Consider the following 21,077-nt stretch of genomic DNA (forward strand, 5'->3'; position numbering starts at 1 on the left):
ATGTATCTGCGGCATTTCGGACTGCGCGAACCCCCGTTTTCACTGACGCCGGACACCAGTTTCTTCTTTGCCTGCAGCACTTACCAGGAAGGTCTGAACACCCTGCTGGTGGCGGCGCGCAACGGCGAGGGCTTCATCAAGATCACCGGCGAGGTCGGCAACGGCAAGACGCTGCTGTGCCGGAAGTTTCTCGCCACGCTGAATCAGGGCCGGCAGGCCACCACCCCTATCGGCACCCAGGATGAGGGCGCGACTGATGCCAAAAATGCAACACGCTTCGTCACCGCGTATTTGCCCAATCCCTACCTTGAACCACGCAGCCTGTTGCTGGCGCTGGCCGACGAATTCCGCATCCAACTCGACCCGAATATCGATCAGCACCTGCTGCTGAAGGAGTTGACGCGCACCTTGCTCAATTTCGCGCGCGAGGGCAAACGGGTATTGGTGTGTCTGGACGAGGCGCAGGCGATGCCGCTGGAAAGTCTCGAGGTGCTGCGCCTGCTGACCAATCTGGAAACCGAGAAGCGCAAGCTGTTGCAGGTGGTGCTATTCGGACAGCCGGAACTGGACGAGCGCCTGCGCCACAACTCGATCCGCCAGTTGCGCCAGCGCATCAGTTTCCAGTACGAACTGAAGGGCCTGCGCCGCGACGAGCTGGAGCGCTATCTGCGCCACCGCGCGGCGGTGGCCGGTTATGTCGGCGACACCCTGTTTGCGCATGCGGCGGTAGGCAAGATGCACCGCGTTACCGGCGGCACGCCGCGCCTGGTCAATATCGTGGCACACAAGGCGCTGATGCTGGCGTTTGCCGAGGGCCGTCAGGTGGTTGGCAGCAAGCATGTCTCCGAAGCCGCCGCCGATACGCCGGAGGTCCGCCGCGACTGGTTGCCCTGGGCGCTGTCCGGCGCGTTGCTCGCGATCGCGGCCAGCGTACTGGCGCTGGGATACTTGCTATGAGCCTGATCAATCAGGTGTTGAACGAGCTGGAGCAGCGCGGTGCGCATACCGCGCCGGATCAGACCCTGATTCGCGCGGTGCCGCGGCGGAAAGAACAGCGCTGGATCAAATGGGCGCTGTTCGCGGTCTTGCTCGCCGGGATCGTGGCGCTGACGCTCTCGCGGCTGCCGGACAGACAGGAGCGGCAGGCCGAGGTTGAAGTGAGCGGCAGCGTCGCACCGAGTCAGGTGGATACCGTGGCGTCACCCAGCGAAGTGAGCGCTGCACTCGCCCAGCCTGCGTCGAAACTCAGTTATGAATTGAGCCTGTTGCCTTTACCGGATTCCCTGCGCACGGCAGACGAACCGTCCCCGGCAAGAAAGCCGCTGGTGGCGGGCATTGCGGCGGACGAGGGGACGGGGGAACCGGCTGCCACCATCGCATCCCGGCCGCCTGTGATGCGCAGCGAGCGCGCGCTGCCGCTGAAAAAAATCAGCCCGACACAGCGCGCGGACGCGGAATATCGCAAAGGCTTGCAGGCGCGGCAGGCGGGACAAACGCCGGAAGCGCTGGCGGCGTTCGAGGCCGCCCTGAAAACGAACGAGGGGCACGAACAGGCGCGCTTCGCGCTGGCCGCACTGTTGCTCGACAACGGCCAGGCGGCGGCGGCGGAACGGGTGCTGCAAGCGGGCTTGCAGTTGAAACCGCTGCGGCTGGACTTTGCCATGGCGCTGGCGCGCATGCAGATCGAACAAGACGCGTTGCCGCGGGCGGTGGAGACGTTGCAAGCCTATCTGGCGCAGGCGGACGACAATGCGGACTATCAGGCTTTCTATGCCGCCCTGTTGCAACGCCAGCAACGGCACAAGGAGGCGGTGAACCATTATCAGCTGGCGCTGCGCATGCAACCGCGCAACGGCATCTGGCTGATGGGTTACGGCATTTCGCTGCAGGCGGCGGCTCGAATAGAGGATGCGCAGCTCGCTTATCGGCAGGCGCTGGCCACGCAGACGCTGTCGCCCGAATTGGGCGCGTTCGTGCAGCAGAAACTGAAAGAATTGAAGCCGGATACCCCTTCGCAATAAGGTGCCGGACCCCAGTTCGCCCCGCTTTTTTTACAACGGTCCCGGGTTTTGTTCCGTTGGCGACAGCGTCCGTGCCACCACCCACGCGCTGACCTCGCGCGCCCCGGCCTGTTTCAGGGCGGTTGCCAGTGCGTTCAGCGATGCGCCGCTGGTCATCACATCATCGACGATGGCGAGATGTTTGCCGCGCACCTCCGCGAGGCGGGTGACCGCGAATGCGCCGCGCAGGTTCCGGTGCCGCGCCGCCCAGGGGAGGGAAGACTGCGGCGGCGTGTCGCGCACCCGTTCGACCCAGCCAGACAGCAGCGGCAATTCGAGCCGTTGCGCCACCCGCGCGGCGAGCAGTTGCGACTGATTGAAACCCCGGTTGCGCAGGCGCAAAGGGTGCAGGGGCATGGCGATGAGTCCGTCGGGGCGGGTGTCAATCCGCGCCGCCAGAGCATCGGCGAGGAAATCGGCCACGATCAGCTGCTCGTGAAACTTGAGCGCCTTGACCAATTGGTCGAGGGGGAAGCGGTACGCAAAAGCGGCGATCGTGCGGTCGAATGCGGGCGGGTGTTGCAGGCATTGCCCGCAGACTGCGCCCCCCGGTGCCGGACGGGCGCACAGCGGACAGGTGGCGGCGCCGAGATGCGGCAACGCCGCACGACAGGCGGCGCAGCACAGGCCGTCATGGCTCATCGCGGCGCACAGCAGACACGGTTGCGCCGGCAAATGGCGCGCAATAAAAGCGCGGCTGTTCAACAAGAAACCTTGCGAAATTGACAAGACGGCCCCCTTCGACGAACATGCCTGCCGCAATTTAACGCCTTAACCCTCGAAAGCAAAATCCCATCATGTCAAGCCAGGCCCTCGAATTCATTCGTCCCGCCCCCGTCGATACCGCTGCACAACGCTGGAGCGTGGCTGCGGTCGAAGCCTTGTTCAAACTGCCGTTCGCCGATCTGCTGTTCCAGGCGCAGCAGATCCACCGCCAGCACTTCGATCCGAATGCGGTGCAGCTCTCCACCCTGCTGTCGATCAAGACCGGCGGCTGTTCCGAGGACTGCGGCTATTGCCCGCAATCGGCGTTTCACAATGCCGGTGTGGAAAACAGGAAGATGCTGGAAGTGAATGAGGTGGTGAAGGCGGCAAAAGCCGCGCAGGCGGCGGGCGCGGATCGCTTCTGCATGGGCGCCGCGTGGCGCGAACCTTCCGCCGAAGATATGCAAAGCGTGGTGGAGATGGTGAAGGCAGTGCGCGCGCTGGGCATGGAGACTTGCGCCACGCTGGGCATGCTTGACGATGAACAGACCGAACAGCTGCGCGTGGCGGGATTGGACTATTACAACCACAACCTGGACACCGCGCCCGAGTTCTACGGCGACATCATCAGCACGCGCGTTTATCAGGACCGGCTGGACACGCTGGAGCGGGTGCGCAAAGCCGGGATGCATGTGTGCAGCGGCGGCATCGTCGGCATGGGCGAGAACCTCACCCAGCGCGCCGGGCTGATCGCCCAACTGGCCAACATGGAGCCCTATCCCGAAAGCGTGCCGATCAACAATCTGGTCAAGGTGGAAGGCACGCCGCTGGCGGATACCGCCGACCTCGATCCGCTCGATTTCGTGCGCACCATCGCGGTGGCCCGCATCACCATGCCCGACGCGCGCGTGCGCCTCTCCGCCGGGCGGCAGCAGATGAGCGATGCGGTGCAGGCGCTGTGCTTTCTCGCCGGCGCGAACTCCATCTTCTACGGCGACCAGTTGCTGACCACCGGCAACCCCGAGGTCGAGCGCGACCGCGCGCTGCTGGACAAGCTGGGTATGTATCCTTTCGCCGAAAAGAACCATTAACCACCGAGGCACAGAGACACAGAGGGTGCACGGAGAAAAACCTTGTTGAAGCGGCGCGCATCCGCGACGGGGTTGCTCTGTGTCTCTGTGTCTCTGTGGTGAGAATTTGCCTTCTGCCCAATTACAAACTGAACTGGACGAACGCGCCGCACAGGGCCTGCTGCGCCAGCGCCGCACCCTGGAGACGCCGCAGACGCCGCATATCATCGTTGATGGCAAACCCTATCTCGCCTTCAGCAGCAACGATTACCTCGGACTCGCCAATCACCCTCAACTGATTGCTGCCCTGCAACAGGGGGCGCAGCAATGGGGCGTGGGGGCCGGGGCGGCGCATCTGGTGAACGGCCATTTCACCCCGCACCACCAGCTTGAACAACGTCTCGCCGCTTTCGTCGGCAAACCGGCCGCGCTGTTGTTCTCCACCGGCTACATGGCCAATCTGGGCGTGGTGCAGGCGCTGGCGGGCAAAGGCGACACGGTGTACGCCGACAAACTGAACCACGCTTCGCTCAACGATGCGATGCTGCTGTCACGCGCAACGGTGCAGCGCTACCGCCACGGCGACTTGGCGCAACTGGATGCGCTGCTGGCAAAGCAGCAAAGCGGCAGCAAGCTGGTGATCACCGACGCGGTGTTCAGCATGGATGGCGATCTCGCACCGCTGCCCGGGTTGCTGGCGTTGTGCGAGCGGCACGATGCCTGGCTGCTGGTGGACGATGCGCACGGATTCGGCGTGCTGGGCCAGTACGGGCGCGGCACGCTCTCCCATTTCGGCTTGGGTTCCCCGCGCCTCATCCTGATGGGAACCTTGGGCAAAGCTGCGGGCGTGTCCGGGGCCTTCGTCGCGGCTGAACAAGTGGTGATCGACAGCCTCGTCAATCACGCGCACAGCTATGTGTACACCACGGCATCTCCTCCCGCGCTAGCCGTTGCGCTGCTGGAAAGCATGACGCTCATTGAGCAGGGCGATGCCTTGCGTGCGCACCTGCAACGATTGATCGTGAAGCTGCGCACAGGGCTGAACGATCTGCCCTGGCAACTGATGCCCTCCGACACGGCCATCCAGCCGCTGCTGGTCGGTGATAACAAGCAGGCGCTCACTTTGAGTGCAGGGCTGCGTGAGCGCGGCATCTGGGTCGCCGCGATCCGACCGCCCACCGTGCCGCAAGGGACCGCGCGCCTGCGCATCACGCTGTCGGCCGCGCACACGGAGGGAGATGTACAACGATTGATTGAGGCATTGCATGCGCTGGCCGGGAAATCAGAAATCCGCGCAGCGACCGACCGTACCCCTCGCCCGGCGGGAGAGGGGGAACGGGGGTGAGGGGCAGCGGGATGCATGTCGATGTGTCGGGCTGTGGTGCGGCGCTGGTCATGCTGCATGGCTGGGGCATGCATGGCGGTGTCTGGGGCGATGTGGTCGCTCGCCTGTCGCAACAGGTCGAAGTGCATAACGTCGATTTGCCGGGTCATGGCTTCAGTGTGGGTCGGGCCTCGGCCCGACTGATGCAGGATGTCGGGCTAAAGCCGGACTTGCAATTGGACTGCATGGTGGACGCACTGTCTGACCGTTTTCCAGAGCCCGTCAGCGTGCTCGGCTGGTCGCTCGGCGGCCTCATCGCCCAGCGCTGGGCGGCGCGTGAGCCGCACAAGATCGAGCGTTTGATCCTGGTGGCCAGCACGCCCTGTTTCACCGCACGCGAAGACTGGTTGTGCGGAATGCCCGCTGCAACCTTGCAGCAATTCGCCGCCGAGCTGGAAAATAATCACGCGGCGACCTTGCGCCGTTTTCTGGCATTGCAATTGCGCGGCAGCGAGAACGAGCGGGAGTTGTTGAGCCAGTTGCGTGAAAAATTGTTCAGACGCGGCGAGCCTGAACTGGATGCATTGCGTGCCGGTCTGGACATCCTGCGTGAGGTTGATTTGCGCGGTGAACTGGCGCAGATCAGCTCGCCGACGCTGGTCGTCGCGGGAGAGCGGGACAAGCTCACGCCGCCGCAGGCATCACGCTACCTGGCGGAAAATATACCGACGGCGCGCAGGGTCGAAATCAGGGATGCGGCACATCTGCCGTTTTTGTCGCATGCCGAAAAATTCATCGGGCCTGTGGCGCAATTTTTGCGTGAATGAAATGAATGAGTTCGAAATAGACAAAAAGCAGGTCAGGCGCGCCTTCAGTCGCGCCGCAGCCGACTATGATGCAGCCGCCGTGCTGCAGCGCGAAGTGTGCGAGCGCATGCTGGAAAAACTGGATTACATCAAGTTGCGCCCGGCGCGCTTGCTGGATGCGGGCAGCGGCACCGGCTGGGGGACGCGCCAACTGGGGACGCGTTATCCGCAGGCCGAAATCGTCGCGCTCGATATCGCCCTGGGCATGTTGCAGGCGGCGCGCGGCACCGCGGGCTGGTGGCGGAAACTGTTCGCGGGCAAGCGGGAGCGCTTTCTGTGCGCCGATGTCGAGGCATTGCCGCTCGCGGCGGGCAGCGTCGAGATGGTGTGGTCGAACCTGGCCCTGCAATGGTGCAACGATCTGCCGGCCACTTTCGTCGAGCTGCATCGCATCATCGGGAACGAAGGTTTGCTGATGTTCTCCACGTTCGGGCCCGACACGCTGCAAGAATTGCGCACCGCATTTCGCGGCGTGGACGGCTACAACCATGTCAATCGATTCGCCGACATGCACGACATCGGCGACATGCTGGTGGCGGCCGGGTTCGCCGATCCGGTGATGGAAATGGAAAAACTCACGCTGACTTACGACGAGGTGCGCGCCGTGATGCAGGATCTGAAACGCATCGGCGCGCACAATGCGATGGCGGGCCGCGCGACCGGCATGACGGGCCGGGCGAAGTGGGCGCAGATCGAGCGCAACTACGAAACTTTGCGCCGCGACGGCAAGCTGCCCGCGACCTTCGAGATCATCTACGGCCATGCCTGGAAACCGGCGCCGAAACTCGCTGCGGACGGCCGCGCCATCATCCGCACCGATTTCAAACTATGAGCTATTTCATCACCGGTACCGACACCGGCGCGGGCAAGACGCTGGTCAGTTGCGCCTTGTTGCGTGCCTTTGCCGCACAGGGCAAACGCGCCGTGGGATTCAAGCCGGTGGCGGCGGGCTGCGACGCACACGACCACAACGAGGATGCGCTCCTGCTGCGTGCGGCGGGCAATGTGCAGGCGGCTTACGGGCAGATCAATCCCTACTGTTTTGCGCATGCCATCGCGCCGCATCTGGCCGCGCGCCATGCCGGCGTGCGGATCGAGTTCGGTCGCATCATGACGTCTTACCGCGAGCTGGCGGCACAAGCGGACACGGTGATCGTGGAAGGGGTGGGCGGTTTCTGCGTGCCGTTGAACGACCGGCAGACCGGCGCCGATCTTGCGGTGCAATTCGGCTTGCCGGTCATTCTGGTGGTGGGGATGCGCCTCGGCTGTCTGAACCATGCGCTGCTGACCCTGCGCGCGATCCGCGAGTACCCGCTAGAATGCGCGGGCTGGGTGGCAAACGGGCTGGATGAGACGATGCCGGCCCTGCAGGAAAATATCGATGCCCTGCGCGAGCGGATCGATGCGCCGCTGCTGGGGATCATCCCCCGGATGCGTGCGCCGGAGGCTTCAGCGGCCGCGCGGTACCTGGATGTGAAATTACTGGAACGTGAGTCATCGCATGAATGAGTTCAGTGTCATTGCAGTATTCATGGTCGGCCTGTTGAGCGGCGTGCATTGCCTCGGCATGTGCGGCAGCATCGTCGGCGTGTTCACGTCGCAGGTGCCGAAACCCCCTATCCAACTTTCCCCCGGGGGGAGAAAGGGCGACCGGCTCTCCCTTTGGGAGAGGATGGGGTTGGTGGGGTACGCGCGCTGGCCCTTTCATCTGGCGTACAGCGGTGGGCGCATCGCCAGTTATGCGCTGGCGGGCGCGCTGGTCGGCGCGCTGGGCCAGGCCGGCATGTTGCTGCGCGACGAGGTGCCGGTGCAGCATCTGCTGTTTGCCTTGTCGAGTGCCATGTTGATCCTGCTCGGCCTGTATCTGGCCGGCGTGTGGGGCGCGGTGCGGCGGCTGGAGCGGTTGGGCAGTGGCTTGTGGAAACACCTGCAGCCTTACACGACCCGGCTGTTGCCGGTGAACACCGTGCCGCGCGCGCTGGGGCTGGGCCTGCTGTGGGGCTGGCTGCCGTGCGGCCTGGTGTATAGCGTGCTCATCACCGCGCTGGCTTCCGGAAGTGCCGGGCAGGGTGCGCTGATCATGGCGGCGTTCGGGCTGGGCACCCTGCCCAATCTCTTGGCCATCGGTCTGTTCTGGGAAAGCCTCCGCGGCTGGGCACAGTCGCCGCGCGTGCGGCTGACAGCGGGGTTGCTGGTGATCGGATTCGGCGTCTATGGGTTGGTCAAGGTCGGCTATACCTTTTATGTGTACGGATGGACGGAGGCCTGTCATGTTGCTGCGTAATTTCGGGTGGGCGATGTTGATGGCGATGATGCTCGTCGCCTGCGGCGAACCCAGGCTGCCCTCGCCCTTCAAGGCGAGCGACGTGACCGCGCAGTATGCCGGGGCCGATTTCCATCTGTTCGATGCGCAGGGCCAGGCGCGCAGTCTGGCGGATTACCGCGGCAAGGTGGTGGCGCTGTTCTTCGGTTATGTGCATTGCCCGGATGTGTGCCCCACCACCCTGGCGGATATGGCGCAGGTGATGCGCCTGCTCGGGGCGGATGCGGACCGGGTGCAGGTGCTGTTCGTCACGGTCGATCCGGAGCGCGACACGCGCGAGTTGCTGGCGCAGTATCCGCCGGCGTTCCATCCCGCTTTCGTCGGCCTGTCCGGGGACGCGCAGGCGACGGCCGAGGCCGCGCGCGCATTCAATATCCTGTACCAGAAACAGCCGACCAAGAGTGGCAGCTATACCGTCGATCACTCGGCGGGCACCTTCCTGATCTCGCCTTCCGGCCGCAAAGTGCTGTTGTCCCCGTTCGCGCAACAGCCGGAATGGCTGGCGCAGGATATTAAACTGTTATTGGCGATGCAATGAGTGTGCTGGACACACTTTTCGATCCTGCCAGAGGCGCGGGGAAGCGGTCCATCCGGCAGAAACAGGCACCCGCACGCCGTGTCGTACATCCCGCCTGCATCTGCTGCGGTGCTATGATGCGCGCGATGGGAAAAAGGGGATTTGAATGAAGATCAAAGTTCTGCTGGTGGATGACCACGCCCTGTTTCGCGATGGCATGCGCTATGTATTGCAGCAACTCGCGGACGAAGTGGAAATTCTCGATACCGGAAGTTTCAGCGAGGGGTTGCAACGGGTACTGGCGAACCCGGATCTCGATCTGGCCTTGCTCGATCTCAACATGCCGGACAGCGAAGGCGTTTCGTCGCTGCAGTTCTTTCACCAGCGTTTCCCGGACATCCCGCTGGTGGTGGTGTCCGGCTCGGATCAGCGCGACGACATTGAACACGTGATGAATCTGGGCGCGATGGGGTTCATCTCCAAAATGTCGCCTTCCAGGACCATGCTGTCTGCCCTGCGCATGGTGCTGGAAGGGGGAGTGTACGTGCCGCCGCAGCTGTTGCAGCAGGCCGTGGCGAAACTGGAAACCGGGCAGGCGCTCAACGACAAACGCAGCCAGCGCGCCAGCAAGTACGGTCTCACCCCGCGCCAGTTGCAAGTTCTGCAACTGCTTGGCGCGGGCAAAAGCAACAAGGAAATTTCCCGCCTGCTTAATCTGGCGGAAGGCACGGTCAAGATCCACGTCGCCGCCATCTACCAGACCCTGCATGTCAATTCGCGCATCGAGGCGGTGGCAACGGCACACCGCTTCGGTTTCATCGCCGACGAGAACGGCCGGGCGCCGGGCGGTGAATCCTGATGGCGCTGCCCGAAACCCAGACTGCGCCGCTACCGGAGCGTCTGCTGCATTTGCTGCGCGAGTCGCGCTGGCTGTTGCTGGTGGCGCTGGCGCTCTATCTCACGCTGATTCTGTTTGGCTATGAGCGGGCCGATCCGGCCTGGTCGCACGATGCGACCGCAGCCGTCGTGCACAATCCGGGCGGCACCGTCGGGGCATGGGTGGCCGATGTGCTGCTGTTCGTGTTCGGCTTTTCCGCCTGGTGGTGGGTCACCCTGCTGTTGCAGCGGGTATGGCAAGGCTACCGCCGCCTGCGCGCGGACAGTCTGTTTGATCGCCGCACTCTGTGGGTTTCGCTGACCGGGTTCGGCGTACTGCTGCTGTCGAGCAGCGCGCTGGAACACCTGCGGCTGTACACCTGGCAGGTCGAGTTGCCGGGACCCCCCGGCGGCATGCTGGGCGAGATCGCGGGGAATGCGCTGGCGCAGGCGCTGGGCTATGTCGGGGCCACCCTGTTTCTGCTGGTGCTGATGGCGGCAAGCTTCAGTCTCTACAGCGGGCTGTCCTGGCTGCGTTTCACCGACCGTCTGGGCGGCTGGCTGGAAGACGGCTGGCTGTGGACGCGCCGCACCTGGCAGACTTGGCAGGACAAACGCATCGGCGCGCAGGCGATGCAGCAACGCGACGTGATCGTGGAAGAAGAAAAGAAACGCGTCGAAGACCATCAGCCGATCCATATCGAAATGCCGGTGGTGGAAGTGGCGAAATCCACCCGGGTGGAAAAAGAGAAACAGGTATCGCTGTTCGCGGAGCTGCCCGATTCGCCGCTGCCGCCGCTGCACATCCTCGACCCGGCGACCCGGCAGACCGAACCGGTGTCGGCCGAAACGCTGGAGTTCACCTCGCGCCTGATCGAACGCAAACTCCGGGAATTCGGGGTGGCGGTCAAGGTGGTGGGCGCCTATCCGGGGCCGGTCATCACGCGCTACGAGATCGAGCCGGACGTGGGCGTCAAGGGCAGTCAGATCACCAATCTGGTGCGCGACTTGGCGCGCGCGCTGTCGGTGGTCAGCATCCGCGTGGTCGAGACCATCCCGGGCAAGAGTTACATGGCGCTGGAGCTGCCCAACCCGAAACGGCAGATGGTGCATCTGTCCGAAATTCTCGGGTCGCAGGTGTATGCCGACATGCATGCGCCGCTCACCATGGCGATGGGCAAGGACATTTCCGGCAAGCCGGTGGTGGCCGACCTTGGCAAGATGCCGCACGTGCTGGTGGCGGGCACCACCGGTTCCGGCAAATCCGTGGCGATCAATGCCATGATCCTGTCGCTGTTGTACAAATCCACACCGCAGGAAGTGCGCCTGATCCTGATCGATCCCAAGATGCTGGAGCTGTCGGTGTACGAAGGCATCCCGCATCTGCTGACCCCGGTGGTCACCGACATGCGCCAGGCCGCTTCCGCGCTCAACTGGGGCGTGCAGGAAATGGACAAACGCTACAAACTGATGGCCGCCCTCGGGGTGCGCAACATCGCCGGCTACAACCAGCAGGTGCGGGACGCGATCAAGGCAGGCGAGCCGCTGACCAATCCGTTCAGCATCACGCCCGAAGCGCCGGAACCGCTGGAAGAGCTGCCCTTCATCGTGATCTTCATCGACGAACTGGCCGACCTGATGATGGTGGTGGGCAAGAAGGTGGAAGAACTGATCGCGCGCCTGGCGCAGAAGGCGCGCGCCTCCGGCATCCATCTGGTGCTGGCGACGCAGCGTCCCTCGGTGGATGTCATCACCGGCCTGATCAAGGCCAACGTGCCGACGCGCGTCGCGTTCCAGGTGTCGAGCAAGATCGACTCGCGCACCATCCTTGACCAGATGGGGGCGGAAGCCTTGCTGGGACAGGGCGACATGCTCTATCTGCCGCCGGGCAGCGGCTACCCGCAGCGCGTGCACGGCGCTTTCGTGTCCGACCAGGAAGTGCACCGTGTGACCGAATACCTCAAATCGCAGGGCGAACCGAACTACATCGACGGCGTACTCACTTCGCTGGAAGAAACCGAGGCGGAAGGGGGCGAGCTGGACGGCGGAACGAATGCCGAAGCCGATCCGCTCTATGACCAGGCGGTGGAGATCGTGCTCAAGACGCGCCGCCCCTCCATCTCGCTGGTGCAGCGCCATCTGCGCATCGGCTACAACCGCGCCGCCCGCCTGATCGAAGCGATGGAGAAGGCGGGGCTGGTGTCGCCGATGCAGAGCAACGGCAACCGGGAAGTCATTGCGCCTGCAAGGCAGGAGTGAAGTACAGACAATCTGAAGCAGTCCACGAAAAACACGAAAGTCACGAACAAATGCAAATAACGAAAAATTCGCAGCGCATGCTTTCCTTCCGTGTTTTTTGTGCTTTTCGTGGACATTTATTTTCCGCATTGCTTCTGGTCATTCTTGGTTTCCCACTTGCTGTGTACGCCGCCGCCACCGACAGACTCAAAACCTTCATCGCCGGCACGCGTTCCGCGCAGGCCGAATTCACCCAGACCGTGCTCGACAGCAAAGGCCACAAGATGCAGACCGCATCCGGCATCATGCAGTTCGTGCGCCCCGGCAAGTTCCGCTGGGAATATCGCCAGCCCTACGCACAACTCATCGTCGGCGACGGACAGAAATTCTGGATGTACGACGCGGACCTCAACCAGGTTACGGTAAAGAAACTGGATGCCGCGCTGGGCAGCAGCCCGGCCGCGCTGCTCTCCGGCAGCAACGAGATCGAGCGCGATTTCATTCTGCAAGACATTGGGGTGCGTGACGGGCTGGAATGGCTGCAGGCGACGCCGAAATCTGCCGAGTCCACCTTCGAGAAGATACTCATGGCGTTCAATGCCCGCTCGGAGCTGGTGGCGATGGAACTGCACGACGCCTTCGGTCACCACACCGTGCTGCGTTTTTCCGCGCTACAACGCAATCCGGCCATTCCGCCGCAACGCTTCCGTTTCGTGCCGCCACAAGGCGCTGACGTTCTGGGCGAATAATGTCCGACCTGTTCGCGCCCAACGCTCCGGCCGCGCCGCTCGCCGAGCGTCTGCGTCCCAAACACATAGACGAAGTTATCGGTCAGTCGCATCTGCTGGGTGAAGGCAAGCCGCTGCGCCTCGCGTTCCAGTCCGGCAAGTTGCATTCGATGATTTTGTGGGGACCGCCGGGCGTGGGCAAGACCACGCTGGCGCGCCTGATGGCCTCCGCCTTCGATGCCGAATTCCTGCCGCTGTCTGCGGTGCTGTCCGGCGTGAAGGACATTCGTGATGCGATCGCGCAGGCCGAGCAGACCCTGCAACAGAGCGGTCGCCACACCATCCTGTTTGTCGATGAAGTTCACCGTTTCAACAAGTCGCAGCAGGACGCGTTCCTGCCTTACGTCGAGCAGGGGCTGGTCACTTTCATCGGCGCGACCACCGAGAACCCCTCCTTCGAGCTGAACAACGCGCTGCTGTCGCGCGCGCAGGTGTACGTGCTGCAATCGTTATCCGAAGCCGAGATGGCGCAACTGTTCGAGCGAGCCCTGTCTTTTGTAGGTCGGGTTTCATCCCGACAGCAGGGTATGGTATTTGCGGAAAGCGTCGGGCTGAAGCCCGACCCACAGGCAGAGGTTTTGCAATTTAGTGATGAGGCAAAGGAGCGCGTCATCGGCTATGCCGATGGTGATGCGCGTCGTTTGCTCAATGTGCTGGAGCAATTACAGACCGCAGCGAGCGCGGCCAAGCTGGACAAGATAGATACGAAGTTCCTGGATGCCACGCTGGCGCAAAAGATGCGCCGCTTCGACAAGGGCGGCGAAGCCTTCTACGACCAGATCTCCGCGCTGCACAAATCGGTGCGCGGCTCGAATCCCGATGCGGCGTTGTACTGGTTCACGCGCATGCTGGACGGCGGCGCCGACCCGCGCTACCTGGCGCGGCGCATCGTGCGCATGGCCTGGGAAGACATCGGCCTCGCCGATCCGCGCGCCATCCAGTTGTGCAACGATGCCGCCGCGACCTATGAACGTCTCGGCTCTCCGGAAGGCGAACTGGCACTGGCGCAGGCGGTGCTGTATCTGGCCGTCGCGGCCAAGTCGAACGCCGGATACGTCGCGTATAATGCCGCCCGCGCTTTCGTCAAACAGGACAGTTCGCGCGAAGTGCCGCTGCACCTGCGCAACGCGCCAACCAAACTGATGAAGCAGCTCGACTACGGCAAGGATTACCGTTACGCGCACAACGAAGAGGGCGGCTATGCGGCGGGCGAAAATTATTTTCCCGACGGCATGCCCGTAGTGAGTTTTTATGAACCGACCGAGCGCGGCTTGGAAGGCAAGATCGCGGAGAAGCTGGCGCATCTGCGCGAGCTGGATGCAAAAGCGAAGAAAAATTAGCCACAGATTTTCACGGATAAAACCCAATCGGTTTTGCGTGTCATCCGTGTCCACCCGTGGCTGGATCATTAGCTGAATCTGAGGTTCTGGTGCTGGATATACAAACCTTACGCAACGATCTGGCCGAGGTGGCGCTGCGCTCCATGAGCGTTAACCCGGGAGATGGCGCCCTCGCTACCGTCTGATGACAGGGGATTTATTTGCCCCATGGGCGTACCAGCGCCTGCGCCACCCCGAGGTGATCCAGAATCCTCGCCACCACGAAGTCCACCAGGTCCTGCACGTTCTGCGGATGATGGTAGAAGCCGGGATTGGGCGGCATGATGACGGCACCGGCGTGCGCGAGCCTGAGCATGTTCTCCAGATGAATGGCGGAAAAGGGCATCTCGCGCGGGGCGAGGATCAGCGTGCGCTTTTCCTTCAGCATGACATCGGCGGCGCGAGCGACGAGGTCGTCGCTGATGCCGCCCGCGATCTTGCCCAGGGTGCCCATGGTGCAAGGGCAGATCACCATCGCATCGCCCGGATTGGAGCCGGATGCCATCGGGGCATACCAGTCCTGAATGCCGAACACGTTGAGTTCCCCGCTGAAACTGCCGAAGCGTTGGGCAAGCATCTGCTCCGCATCCTGCGCGCGGCTCGGCAACACGAAGCCGAGTTCCTGCTTGGCGACGATTTGCGCGGCCTGGGTATAGACCAGATGCACGCGCTGTCCGCCGGCGAGCAGGCATTCAAGCAGGCGCATGCCGTAGGGCAGCCCGGAGGCGCCGGTGAAGGCGAGGGTTATCGTTTTCATGAGATATTGCCCCGCAGCGACATCGGGACACAGGGAAAAACCCGGGCATGTGAGCGCAGTTCGGGCCAGGTGATGAGAGGGTGAGATTCAAGGGTTGGCATTGCGCGGTGTCTCTGTGTCTCGGTGGTGAATGGAGCTGTCTGCCATGAATTGCATCGCGATGATGCCGTTCACTGTACCAAATACCAGCGCCGCCGTGGCGAAGATGGGAATCAGATAGGCGATGCCGCTGTGCGGGATGAGCCACAGATAGACCACGATCATCTGTCCGGCGATGTGGGCGAAGGCGGCGAGGACGCTGTGAGTGACGGCCCCGAACCAGCGGACGGGAAGGTGGCGGGCAAAGGCCAGCACGAACAGGCTGAGCAGGGCGCCGGCCAGACTCAGAAAGAATCCCGGGGCGAGGAAGTTGCCGAACAACAGGCTGCCGGCCACCACGCGCAACAGGGATACCCAGGCCGCCGTTCGCCAGCCGAAGCGCGCCAGCACGATCAGCGTGATGATGTTCGCCAGCCCCGGTTTGACCCCCGGCAACGGCGAGGGAATGGCGTTCTCCAGCACGGTCAGGCCGAGCGCGACCGCCGTCATCTTTGCGATGTGATGGTCCTCGGCGTTAGTCTCCAGCAGGATTGTGGATTGAGGATTCCGGATTGAGGCGCGCGGCGACTGCCCGCGCATTTCATCGAGGTGCGGGGAAGCCGGGGTGTCGCAGCTTGCCTCAATTTTCATTCTGCGTTCCTGAATCCTAGTAATTAAGGCTGTCATATTTCTTTTGACCGCCCGTCAATTCGACGCTCACCTGGTTCGGCAGGCAGAGGGCGATCTCGCCCGCGTGCGCCAGCCAGCCCTGGCGCACGCAATACTGGCGCGGGCTGGGGTCGCTGCTGATGCGCGCGCGGAGTTTTTCGATGGTGATGATGCTGACCCCGAGCGGCCCCGGTACTTCGATCCGCTGGTCGCGCGACAGCGGCACGGTGCGGAATATCTTGCCGCCGCTGCGGATGACCGCCGTATCGGCCACCCCACCATGCCACAGCTTGAGCGCGAGCAGCACGACACACAGTGTCCCGCCCAGCAGGGTGAGGTAGTCGCCCGGTTTTAGATGTGATTGCAGGGGCATGGGATTCGCCTGTAAAAATCAGTTGCCCTTAATGTGGCGTTGTACGCTATCGGGCACTTATACCAATGTGCGGCAAGGTCTTGTAGGTCGAGTTTCAACCCGACATGTCGGACTGAAGTCCGACCCACATGAGTTCGCAATAAGCACCATCAAGAATGTAACACCACACTAGCGCACACGGAGAACACGGAGGAATCGGGTGAATTCCAGGGTGTTGATTTTTCCGGTGTGATCCGCAGGGGCTGATGGGTGTTCAACCGGCCAATTCGCGGTGTCGCACCAGCACTTGTTGTTGCGCGCTGAAATGGTGCGCCAGGTGTTCGGCGAAATAGACCGAGCGATGTTGTCCGCCGGTGCAACCGATGGCGACGGTCAAATAGCTGCGGTTGTCGGCCACGAATCCGGGCAGCCAGCGTGCGATGAAGTCGCGGATGTCAGCGTACATCTGCTGCGCGGCGGGGGTGGCATCGAGAAAGTCGATCACCGCGCGGTCGCGGCCGGTCAAAGGGCGCAGCACCGGGTCGTAATGCGGATTGGGCAGGCAGCGCACGTCGAACACGAAATCGGCATCGAGCGGGATGCCGTGTTTGAAACCGAAGGATTGAAACAGCAGGGTCAGGCGGGCGCGGTCGAGCCGGATGAATTCCTTGACCCATGCGCGCAGTGCGTTGGCGCCGAGTCCGCTGGTGTCGATATGGTGGCCGATATCGCTGATCCCGGCCAGCAATTCGCGCTCGAAGGCGACGCACTCGGGCAGCGTGCGCACCCCGTCGCTCAAGGGATGCAGGCGGCGCGTTTCGGAGAAGCGCTTTACCAGCGCCTCGGCCTGTGCTTCGAGAAACAGCACATGCACCTCCAGTCCCTGTTTCTTGATCGCTTCGATATGCCGGGGCAATTGCTGCACGCTGCCGCCGCTGCGCACGTCGATGCTCACCGCGATGCGCGCGTACCCGGCCTGCTGCAGATTCTCGATCAGGATCGGCAGCAGTTCGGCCGGCAGATTGTCGACGCAGTAGAAGCCGGCATCTTCCAGTGTTTTCAGGGCGACGCTCTTGCCGGAGCCGGACAGACCGCTGACGAGAAAGAGTTGCATGCCTCAGTCTTCCGTCAGTTGCCGGGCCTGCCGGGTGATGAATTCCTGCATGCTGTCGATGCCGCGCTGTTGCAGGACGAAGTTGCGCGCGGCGGCTTCCACCAGCACGGCGAGGTTGCGCCCGGCGAGCACGGGAATCTCGACCTTGCGGATGGCGACCCCGAGGATCTCCTCCTTGCCCGACTGGGGCAGGCGATCCAGCTTGGCCAGATCGTCGGACTGCGGCCGGTACAGATGCACGATCAGCTTCAGGCTTTTCTTGCGGCGCACGGCGGTCTCGCCGAACATGGTGCGGATGTTGAGCACGCCCAATCCGCGCACTTCCAGAATGTCGCGCAACAGTTCGGGGCAACGCCCTTCGAGCGCCTCGGGTGAGATGCGATACAGATCGACCACATCGTCGGCGACCAGGCCGTTGCCGCGCGTGATCAGTTCCAGCGCCAGCTCGCTTTTGCCCACCCCGCTGTCGCCGGTGATCATCACGCCGACCCCCAGCACATCGATGAACACGCCGTGGCGGGAAGCGGACTCGGCCAGGGCCTTGACCACGTAGTGGCGCACCATCCACATCAGATGCACGCTGCCCAGCGGGGAGCGGAACAGCGGCGTGCCGCTGCGGTCGGCAAAATCGATCAGCCCCTTGGGGATCGCGGTGTCGCCGGCGACGATCAGGCAACTGGGCTTATGACTGCCCAGCGTAACGAGCGCACCGGCCAGATCGGCCGGGGAGAGCGAATGCAGGTAATCGAGCTCGGTGTCGCTGAACACCTGGATCCAGTTGGGGTGCACCAGGTTCATGTGGCCGATCAGTCCCCAGTTGCTGGTGTTCACCGTATCGCTGTCGAGCACGCGGTCGGCACCGATGGCGCCGGCCACCCAGGTCAAGCCCAGGCGTTCCTGCTTATCCTGAAACAGCTGGCGGATGTTGACCTGGGCCACGTCGGTTCAGACCTGCCATTCGGTGAACAGGCGATGCAATCCGGCCGGGTCGTCGGTCGCCTGCAATTTCTCGCGGAACGAGGGCTCGCTGAACATCTGCGCCAGTTCGCCCAGTATCTGCAAATGCAGATCGTTGGCGCGCTCCGGCACCAGCAGGATGAAGATGAAACTCACCGGCAGGCCGTCCGGGGCGTCGAACGGAATGGGATGTTCCATCTTGACGAATGCGGCGGCCGCTTCCTTCAGCCCTTTCACCCGGCCGTGCGGAATCGCCACGCCCTGTCCCAGTCCGGTGGAGCCCAGTTTCTCGCGCGCGAACAAACTGTCGAAAACTTGCGCACGGCCAATTGCGTGCGTGTTCTCGAACAGAATGCCGACCCGTTCAAACACCCGCTTCTTGCTGGTGGACTCGCGGTCCAGCAGCACACAGTCCGGGGTCAAATATTTGCTGATCAGGCTCATTTCGATTTACCCAATGTTTGAGAAGGCAGCCGGCATGGCTGCCCCACGCGCTGCTTTATTCTGCGGCCTGCTGCTTGCCGGACTGGTCATGTCGGCGCGCCTCGAATTTTTCCTTGTGCTTCAGCACCTGGCGATCCAGCGAATCGGTGAGGGCATCGATTGCCACGTACAGATTGTCGTCGCTGGCTTCGGCAAACAGATTCTTGCCGGAAACATGGATCGTGGCCTCGGCTTTTTGCACCAGCTTGTCCACGGACAGGACAACATTGACGTCGATCACATTGTCGAAATGGCGTTTGACCTTGTCCAGTTTGCTCAACACGTGCGCGCGAATCGCGGGTGTGATTTCCAGATGATGTCCGGTGAGGTTGAGGTTCATTGCCTGCTCCTTTATGGTTAGAGTGATTTACGAAGGTTGACCGGGGGAATTTGCATGGACTCCCGGTATTTTGCCACGGTACGGCGGGCAACGATAATGCCCTGCTGTGCCAGGATTTCCGCCATCCGGCTGTCGGAGTGAGGATGCCGGGCATCCTCCTCGTCAACCAATTGCCGGATCAGCGCGCGGATGGCGGTGGAAGAACACGCGCCGCCCGCTTCGGTCGCCAAGCCGCTGCCGAAGAAATATTTGAATTCATAGATGCCGCGCGGGGTGTGCATGAATTTCTGCGTGGTCACGCGCGAAATGGTGGACTCGTGCAATTCCAGCTGTTCGGCGATTTCGCGCAGCACCAGCGGGCGCATGCCGATGTCGCCATGCTCGAAGAATTGCCGCTGGCGTTCGACGATGGCCTGCGCCACCCGCAGGATGGTGTCGAATCGCTGTTGCAGATTCTTGATGAACCAACGCGCTTCCTGCAACTGGGTGGACAGGGCCTGCGCGCTGCTCTCGCCGCGCTGTTGCAGGATGTTCGCGTAAACCTGGTTGACGCGCAGCCGGGGCATCGCCTCCGGATTCAGGCGGGCGCGCCAGATTCCGCCTGTGCGAGCCACCAGCACATCGGGCACCACATAGTCGGCCGCCCGCTGTTCGAAGGCCTGTCCCGGGCGGGGCTGCATCCGCGTGATGAGAATCTGCGCGCAGCGCAATGCGTCGTCATCGCAATGCAGCAGGCGTTTCAGTTTGCTGAAATCATGCGCCGCCATCAGGTCCAGATGATGCGTCGCGATGGCTAGCGCCAACTCGCGCCCCGGCACATCCTCCGGCAGCGCGTGCAGTTGCAGCGCCAGGCACTCGCGCAAATCGCGGGCACCGATGCCGGGCGCGTCCAGATGTTGCAACTGCACCAGGGCGGTTTCCAGGTCTTCCGGGGTGACCCCGAGTTCGGGCGGCAGCATGTCGAAGATTTCCGCCAGCGGCTGGGATAGATAAGCGTTCTCGTCCAGCGCATCGACCAGCAGGGCGACCAGGTGCTTGTCGCGCGCTTCGAGTTGGCTCATGTTCAATTGCCACAACAGGTGCTCGCGCAGGCCGGGGCGCTCTGCCGCGACTTCGCCATAGCCCTCGTCCTCGTCATCCGGCGCGTAGGCGGCGCTGGAAAATGCCGGTTCCGGCCATTCATTCTCGTCGTTGCGGGATTCCGATGCGGCGGGAGTTGGCTCGCCATTGTCCGCGGTGGAAGCCTCCGCGTTGCCGGCCCGCTGCGGGATTGCGCCAGTCTCGTCATCGAGCCGTTCCAGCAAGGGGTTCTCCTCCAGCATGCGCTCGCTTTCCTGATTGACTTCCAGCGTGGAAAGTTGCAACAGGCGTATGGCCTGCTGCAACTGCGGGGTAAGCAGGAGTTGTTGCGATTGGCGCAGTTGGAGAGCAGGTTTCATTTGGGTGGTGGAGGGCGGTCAGAGCTTGAAGTGCTCGCCCAGATAAACTTTCCTGACGCCTTCATTATAGATGATTTCGTCGGGCCGTCCCTCCGCCATCACCGCACCGGCATTGATGATATAGGCGCGGTCGCAGATGCCGAGGGTCTCGCGCACATTGTGATCGGTGATCAGCACGCCGATGCCGCGCGCCTTCAGGAATCCGATGATGCGCTGGATGTCCAGCACCGCGATCGGATCGACTCCGGCGAACGGCTCGTCCAGCAGGATGAAGCGCGGGCTGGTCGCCAGCGCGCGCGCGATCTCGACCCGCCGCCGCTCGCCGCCGGAAAGGCTGATCGCCGCATTGTTGCGGATATGGGTGATATGCAGATCGTTGAGCAGCGCCTCCAGCTTTTCGCATCGCTCTTCTTCTGGGTAGCCCTGCAATTCGAGCACCGCGTCGATGTTCTGGCTGACCGTCATGCGCCGGAAGATGGAAGCCTCCTGCGGCAGATAAGCCAGGCCGAGGTGGGCGCGGCGGTGGATGGGCAGATGCGTGACCGCTACGCCGTCGATGCTGATCTCGCCGCCGTCCGTCGCCACCAGCCCCACGATCATGTAGAAACAGGTGGTCTTGCCGGCGCCGTTGGGGCCCAGCAGGCCGACCACCTCGCCGCTGTGCACGGTGAGCGAGACGTCCTGCACCACGGTGCGGGCGCGGTAGCGTTTCATCAGAGAGGTGGTGCGCAGTTCGCTCATA

23 protein-coding genes are annotated in these 21,077 nt (G+C 62.9%); 13 read left to right on the top strand and 10 right to left on the bottom strand.

The features are described from left to right. Both ACKTSJ_RS02845 and ACKTSJ_RS02850 read left to right on the top strand, forming a co-directional pair. A complete protein-coding gene (locus ACKTSJ_RS02845; protein ID WP_407897198.1) occupies positions 1-957 on the top strand; it encodes an ExeA family protein in 957 nt (318 codons plus the stop codon). Further along, on the top strand, positions 954-2,021 hold the full coding sequence (locus ACKTSJ_RS02850; protein ID WP_407897200.1) for a tetratricopeptide repeat protein: 1,068 nt from the start codon (positions 954-956) through the stop codon (positions 2,019-2,021). Before ACKTSJ_RS02845 ends, ACKTSJ_RS02850 begins: the two co-directional genes overlap by 4 nt. A 30-nt stretch (positions 2,022-2,051) precedes the next feature. On the opposite strand, the gene ACKTSJ_RS02855 is transcribed toward ACKTSJ_RS02850, so the two are convergent. Beyond that, positions 2,052-2,789: a ComF family protein gene (locus ACKTSJ_RS02855; RefSeq protein ID WP_407897202.1), complete on the bottom strand. Its 738-nt coding sequence runs from the start codon at positions 2,787-2,789 to the stop codon at positions 2,052-2,054. A gap of 68 nt (positions 2,790-2,857) precedes the next feature. On the opposite strand from ACKTSJ_RS02855, the gene bioB reads away from it, so the two are divergent. From bioB to ACKTSJ_RS02910, 11 genes are all read left to right on the top strand, one after another. Then, entirely contained in the window at positions 2,858-3,856 is a 999-nt protein-coding gene (bioB, locus tag ACKTSJ_RS02860; RefSeq protein WP_407897204.1) for a biotin synthase BioB, read from the top strand. A 106-nt stretch (positions 3,857-3,962) separates the two neighbouring features. Beyond that, positions 3,963-5,180, top strand: coding sequence for an 8-amino-7-oxononanoate synthase (gene bioF, locus ACKTSJ_RS02865; RefSeq protein ID WP_407897206.1), 1,218 nt, complete (start codon positions 3,963-3,965; stop codon positions 5,178-5,180). Between the two features lie 11 nt (positions 5,181-5,191). Continuing rightward, positions 5,192-5,986: a pimeloyl-ACP methyl ester esterase BioH gene (gene bioH / locus ACKTSJ_RS02870; protein WP_407897208.1), complete on the top strand. Its 795-nt coding sequence runs from the start codon at positions 5,192-5,194 to the stop codon at positions 5,984-5,986. Between the two features lies 1 nt (position 5,987). Next, the gene (gene bioC, locus ACKTSJ_RS02875; RefSeq protein WP_407897210.1) at positions 5,988-6,857 is read left to right on the top strand and encodes a malonyl-ACP O-methyltransferase BioC; all 870 of its coding nucleotides are present in this window, start codon (positions 5,988-5,990) and stop codon (positions 6,855-6,857) included. After that, entirely contained in the window at positions 6,854-7,534 is a 681-nt protein-coding gene (gene bioD / locus ACKTSJ_RS02880; RefSeq protein WP_407897212.1) for a dethiobiotin synthase, read from the top strand. The genes bioC and bioD overlap by 4 nt, the downstream gene beginning before the upstream one ends. Then, on the top strand, positions 7,527-8,309 hold the full coding sequence (locus ACKTSJ_RS02885) for a sulfite exporter TauE/SafE family protein (RefSeq protein ID WP_407897214.1): 783 nt from the start codon (positions 7,527-7,529) through the stop codon (positions 8,307-8,309). The genes bioD and ACKTSJ_RS02885 overlap by 8 nt, the downstream gene beginning before the upstream one ends. Then, on the top strand, positions 8,296-8,886 hold the full coding sequence (locus ACKTSJ_RS02890; protein ID WP_407897216.1) for an SCO family protein: 591 nt from the start codon (positions 8,296-8,298) through the stop codon (positions 8,884-8,886). The genes ACKTSJ_RS02885 and ACKTSJ_RS02890 overlap by 14 nt, the downstream gene beginning before the upstream one ends. 145 nt (positions 8,887-9,031) lie before the next feature. Next, positions 9,032-9,724 carry a response regulator gene (locus ACKTSJ_RS02895; RefSeq protein WP_407897218.1) on the top strand — a complete coding sequence of 231 codons (693 nt, stop codon included), beginning with the start codon at positions 9,032-9,034 and terminating at the stop codon, positions 9,722-9,724. Next, complete coding sequence (locus ACKTSJ_RS02900; RefSeq protein WP_407897220.1) at positions 9,724-12,000, top strand: DNA translocase FtsK; 2,277 nt, start codon at positions 9,724-9,726, stop codon at positions 11,998-12,000. The genes ACKTSJ_RS02895 and ACKTSJ_RS02900 overlap by 1 nt, the downstream gene beginning before the upstream one ends. Before the next feature lie 77 nt (positions 12,001-12,077). Continuing rightward, positions 12,078-12,728, top strand: coding sequence for an outer membrane lipoprotein chaperone LolA (lolA, locus tag ACKTSJ_RS02905; RefSeq protein WP_407897356.1), 651 nt, complete (start codon positions 12,078-12,080; stop codon positions 12,726-12,728). Next, positions 12,728-14,107: a replication-associated recombination protein A gene (locus tag ACKTSJ_RS02910; protein WP_407897222.1), complete on the top strand. Its 1,380-nt coding sequence runs from the start codon at positions 12,728-12,730 to the stop codon at positions 14,105-14,107. The genes lolA and ACKTSJ_RS02910 overlap by 1 nt, the downstream gene beginning before the upstream one ends. Before the next feature lie 196 nt (positions 14,108-14,303). Here ACKTSJ_RS02910 and ACKTSJ_RS02915 read toward each other — a convergent pair whose 3' ends face one another. The 9 genes from ACKTSJ_RS02915 to lptB form a co-directional block, all read right to left on the bottom strand. Next, entirely contained in the window at positions 14,304-14,903 is a 600-nt protein-coding gene (locus tag ACKTSJ_RS02915; protein ID WP_407897224.1) for a flavin prenyltransferase UbiX, read from the bottom strand. An 87-nt stretch (positions 14,904-14,990) separates the two neighbouring features. Beyond that, the gene (locus ACKTSJ_RS02920; protein ID WP_407897358.1) at positions 14,991-15,581 is read right to left on the bottom strand and encodes a Gx transporter family protein; all 591 of its coding nucleotides are present in this window, start codon (positions 15,579-15,581) and stop codon (positions 14,991-14,993) included. A gap of 67 nt (positions 15,582-15,648) precedes the next feature. Further along, the gene (locus tag ACKTSJ_RS02925; RefSeq protein WP_407897226.1) at positions 15,649-16,023 is read right to left on the bottom strand and encodes a NusG domain II-containing protein; all 375 of its coding nucleotides are present in this window, start codon (positions 16,021-16,023) and stop codon (positions 15,649-15,651) included. Positions 16,024-16,276: 253 nt separating this feature from the next. Continuing rightward, a complete protein-coding gene (gene rapZ, locus ACKTSJ_RS02930) occupies positions 16,277-17,116 on the bottom strand; it encodes an RNase adapter RapZ (RefSeq protein ID WP_407897228.1) in 840 nt (279 codons plus the stop codon). Between the two features lie 3 nt (positions 17,117-17,119). Then, positions 17,120-18,055, bottom strand: a complete 936-nt coding sequence (gene hprK / locus ACKTSJ_RS02935) for an HPr(Ser) kinase/phosphatase (protein WP_407897230.1) — start codon at positions 18,053-18,055, stop codon at positions 17,120-17,122. 6 nt (positions 18,056-18,061) lie between these two features. Beyond that, the gene (locus tag ACKTSJ_RS02940; protein ID WP_407897232.1) at positions 18,062-18,517 is read right to left on the bottom strand and encodes a PTS sugar transporter subunit IIA; all 456 of its coding nucleotides are present in this window, start codon (positions 18,515-18,517) and stop codon (positions 18,062-18,064) included. Positions 18,518-18,572: 55 nt separating this feature from the next. Further along, positions 18,573-18,896 (bottom strand): ribosome hibernation-promoting factor, HPF/YfiA family, encoded by a 324-nt coding sequence (gene hpf, locus ACKTSJ_RS02945; protein ID WP_407897234.1) that lies wholly within the window; start codon positions 18,894-18,896, stop codon positions 18,573-18,575. Between the two features lie 17 nt (positions 18,897-18,913). Continuing rightward, complete coding sequence (locus ACKTSJ_RS02950; protein ID WP_407897236.1) at positions 18,914-20,335, bottom strand: RNA polymerase factor sigma-54; 1,422 nt, start codon at positions 20,333-20,335, stop codon at positions 18,914-18,916. Between the two features lie 18 nt (positions 20,336-20,353). Then, positions 20,354-21,076 carry an LPS export ABC transporter ATP-binding protein gene (gene lptB, locus ACKTSJ_RS02955; RefSeq protein WP_407897238.1) on the bottom strand — a complete coding sequence of 241 codons (723 nt, stop codon included), beginning with the start codon at positions 21,074-21,076 and terminating at the stop codon, positions 20,354-20,356. Between the last annotated feature and the right edge of the window lies 1 nt (position 21,077).

Source organism: Ferrigenium sp. UT5, assembly GCF_045866295.1.
Lineage (GTDB): Bacteria > Pseudomonadota > Gammaproteobacteria > Burkholderiales > Gallionellaceae > Sideroxyarcus.

Excerpts from the sequence above, each read along its gene's own strand:
- ACKTSJ_RS02845 (WP_407897198.1), top strand. The coding sequence starts at position 1 with ATGTATCTGCGGCATTTCGGACTGCGCGAACCCCCGTTTTCACTGACG.
- ACKTSJ_RS02850 (WP_407897200.1), top strand. The coding sequence starts at position 954 with ATGAGCCTGATCAATCAGGTGTTGAACGAGCTGGAGCAGCGCGGTGCG.
- bioB (WP_407897204.1), top strand. The coding sequence starts at position 2,858 with ATGTCAAGCCAGGCCCTCGAATTCATTCGTCCCGCCCCCGTCGATACC.
- bioH (WP_407897208.1), top strand. The coding sequence starts at position 5,192 with ATGCATGTCGATGTGTCGGGCTGTGGTGCGGCGCTGGTCATGCTGCAT.
- bioC (WP_407897210.1), top strand. The coding sequence starts at position 5,988 with ATGAATGAGTTCGAAATAGACAAAAAGCAGGTCAGGCGCGCCTTCAGT.
- bioD (WP_407897212.1), top strand. The coding sequence starts at position 6,854 with ATGAGCTATTTCATCACCGGTACCGACACCGGCGCGGGCAAGACGCTG.
- ACKTSJ_RS02885 (WP_407897214.1), top strand. The coding sequence starts at position 7,527 with ATGAATGAGTTCAGTGTCATTGCAGTATTCATGGTCGGCCTGTTGAGC.
- ACKTSJ_RS02890 (WP_407897216.1), top strand. The coding sequence starts at position 8,296 with ATGTTGCTGCGTAATTTCGGGTGGGCGATGTTGATGGCGATGATGCTC.
- ACKTSJ_RS02895 (WP_407897218.1), top strand. The coding sequence starts at position 9,032 with ATGAAGATCAAAGTTCTGCTGGTGGATGACCACGCCCTGTTTCGCGAT.
- ACKTSJ_RS02900 (WP_407897220.1), top strand. The coding sequence starts at position 9,724 with ATGGCGCTGCCCGAAACCCAGACTGCGCCGCTACCGGAGCGTCTGCTG.
- lolA (WP_407897356.1), top strand. The coding sequence starts at position 12,078 with ATGCTTTCCTTCCGTGTTTTTTGTGCTTTTCGTGGACATTTATTTTCC.
- ACKTSJ_RS02910 (WP_407897222.1), top strand. The coding sequence starts at position 12,728 with ATGTCCGACCTGTTCGCGCCCAACGCTCCGGCCGCGCCGCTCGCCGAG.
- ACKTSJ_RS02915 (WP_407897224.1), bottom strand. The coding sequence starts at position 14,903 with ATGAAAACGATAACCCTCGCCTTCACCGGCGCCTCCGGGCTGCCCTAC.
- ACKTSJ_RS02920 (WP_407897358.1), bottom strand. The coding sequence starts at position 15,581 with ATGCGCGGGCAGTCGCCGCGCGCCTCAATCCGGAATCCTCAATCCACA.
- ACKTSJ_RS02925 (WP_407897226.1), bottom strand. The coding sequence starts at position 16,023 with ATGCCCCTGCAATCACATCTAAAACCGGGCGACTACCTCACCCTGCTG.
- rapZ (WP_407897228.1), bottom strand. The coding sequence starts at position 17,116 with ATGCAACTCTTTCTCGTCAGCGGTCTGTCCGGCTCCGGCAAGAGCGTC.
- ACKTSJ_RS02940 (WP_407897232.1), bottom strand. The coding sequence starts at position 18,517 with ATGAGCCTGATCAGCAAATATTTGACCCCGGACTGTGTGCTGCTGGAC.
- hpf (WP_407897234.1), bottom strand. The coding sequence starts at position 18,896 with ATGAACCTCAACCTCACCGGACATCATCTGGAAATCACACCCGCGATT.
- ACKTSJ_RS02950 (WP_407897236.1), bottom strand. The coding sequence starts at position 20,335 with ATGAAACCTGCTCTCCAACTGCGCCAATCGCAACAACTCCTGCTTACC.
- lptB (WP_407897238.1), bottom strand. The coding sequence starts at position 21,076 with ATGAGCGAACTGCGCACCACCTCTCTGATGAAACGCTACCGCGCCCGC.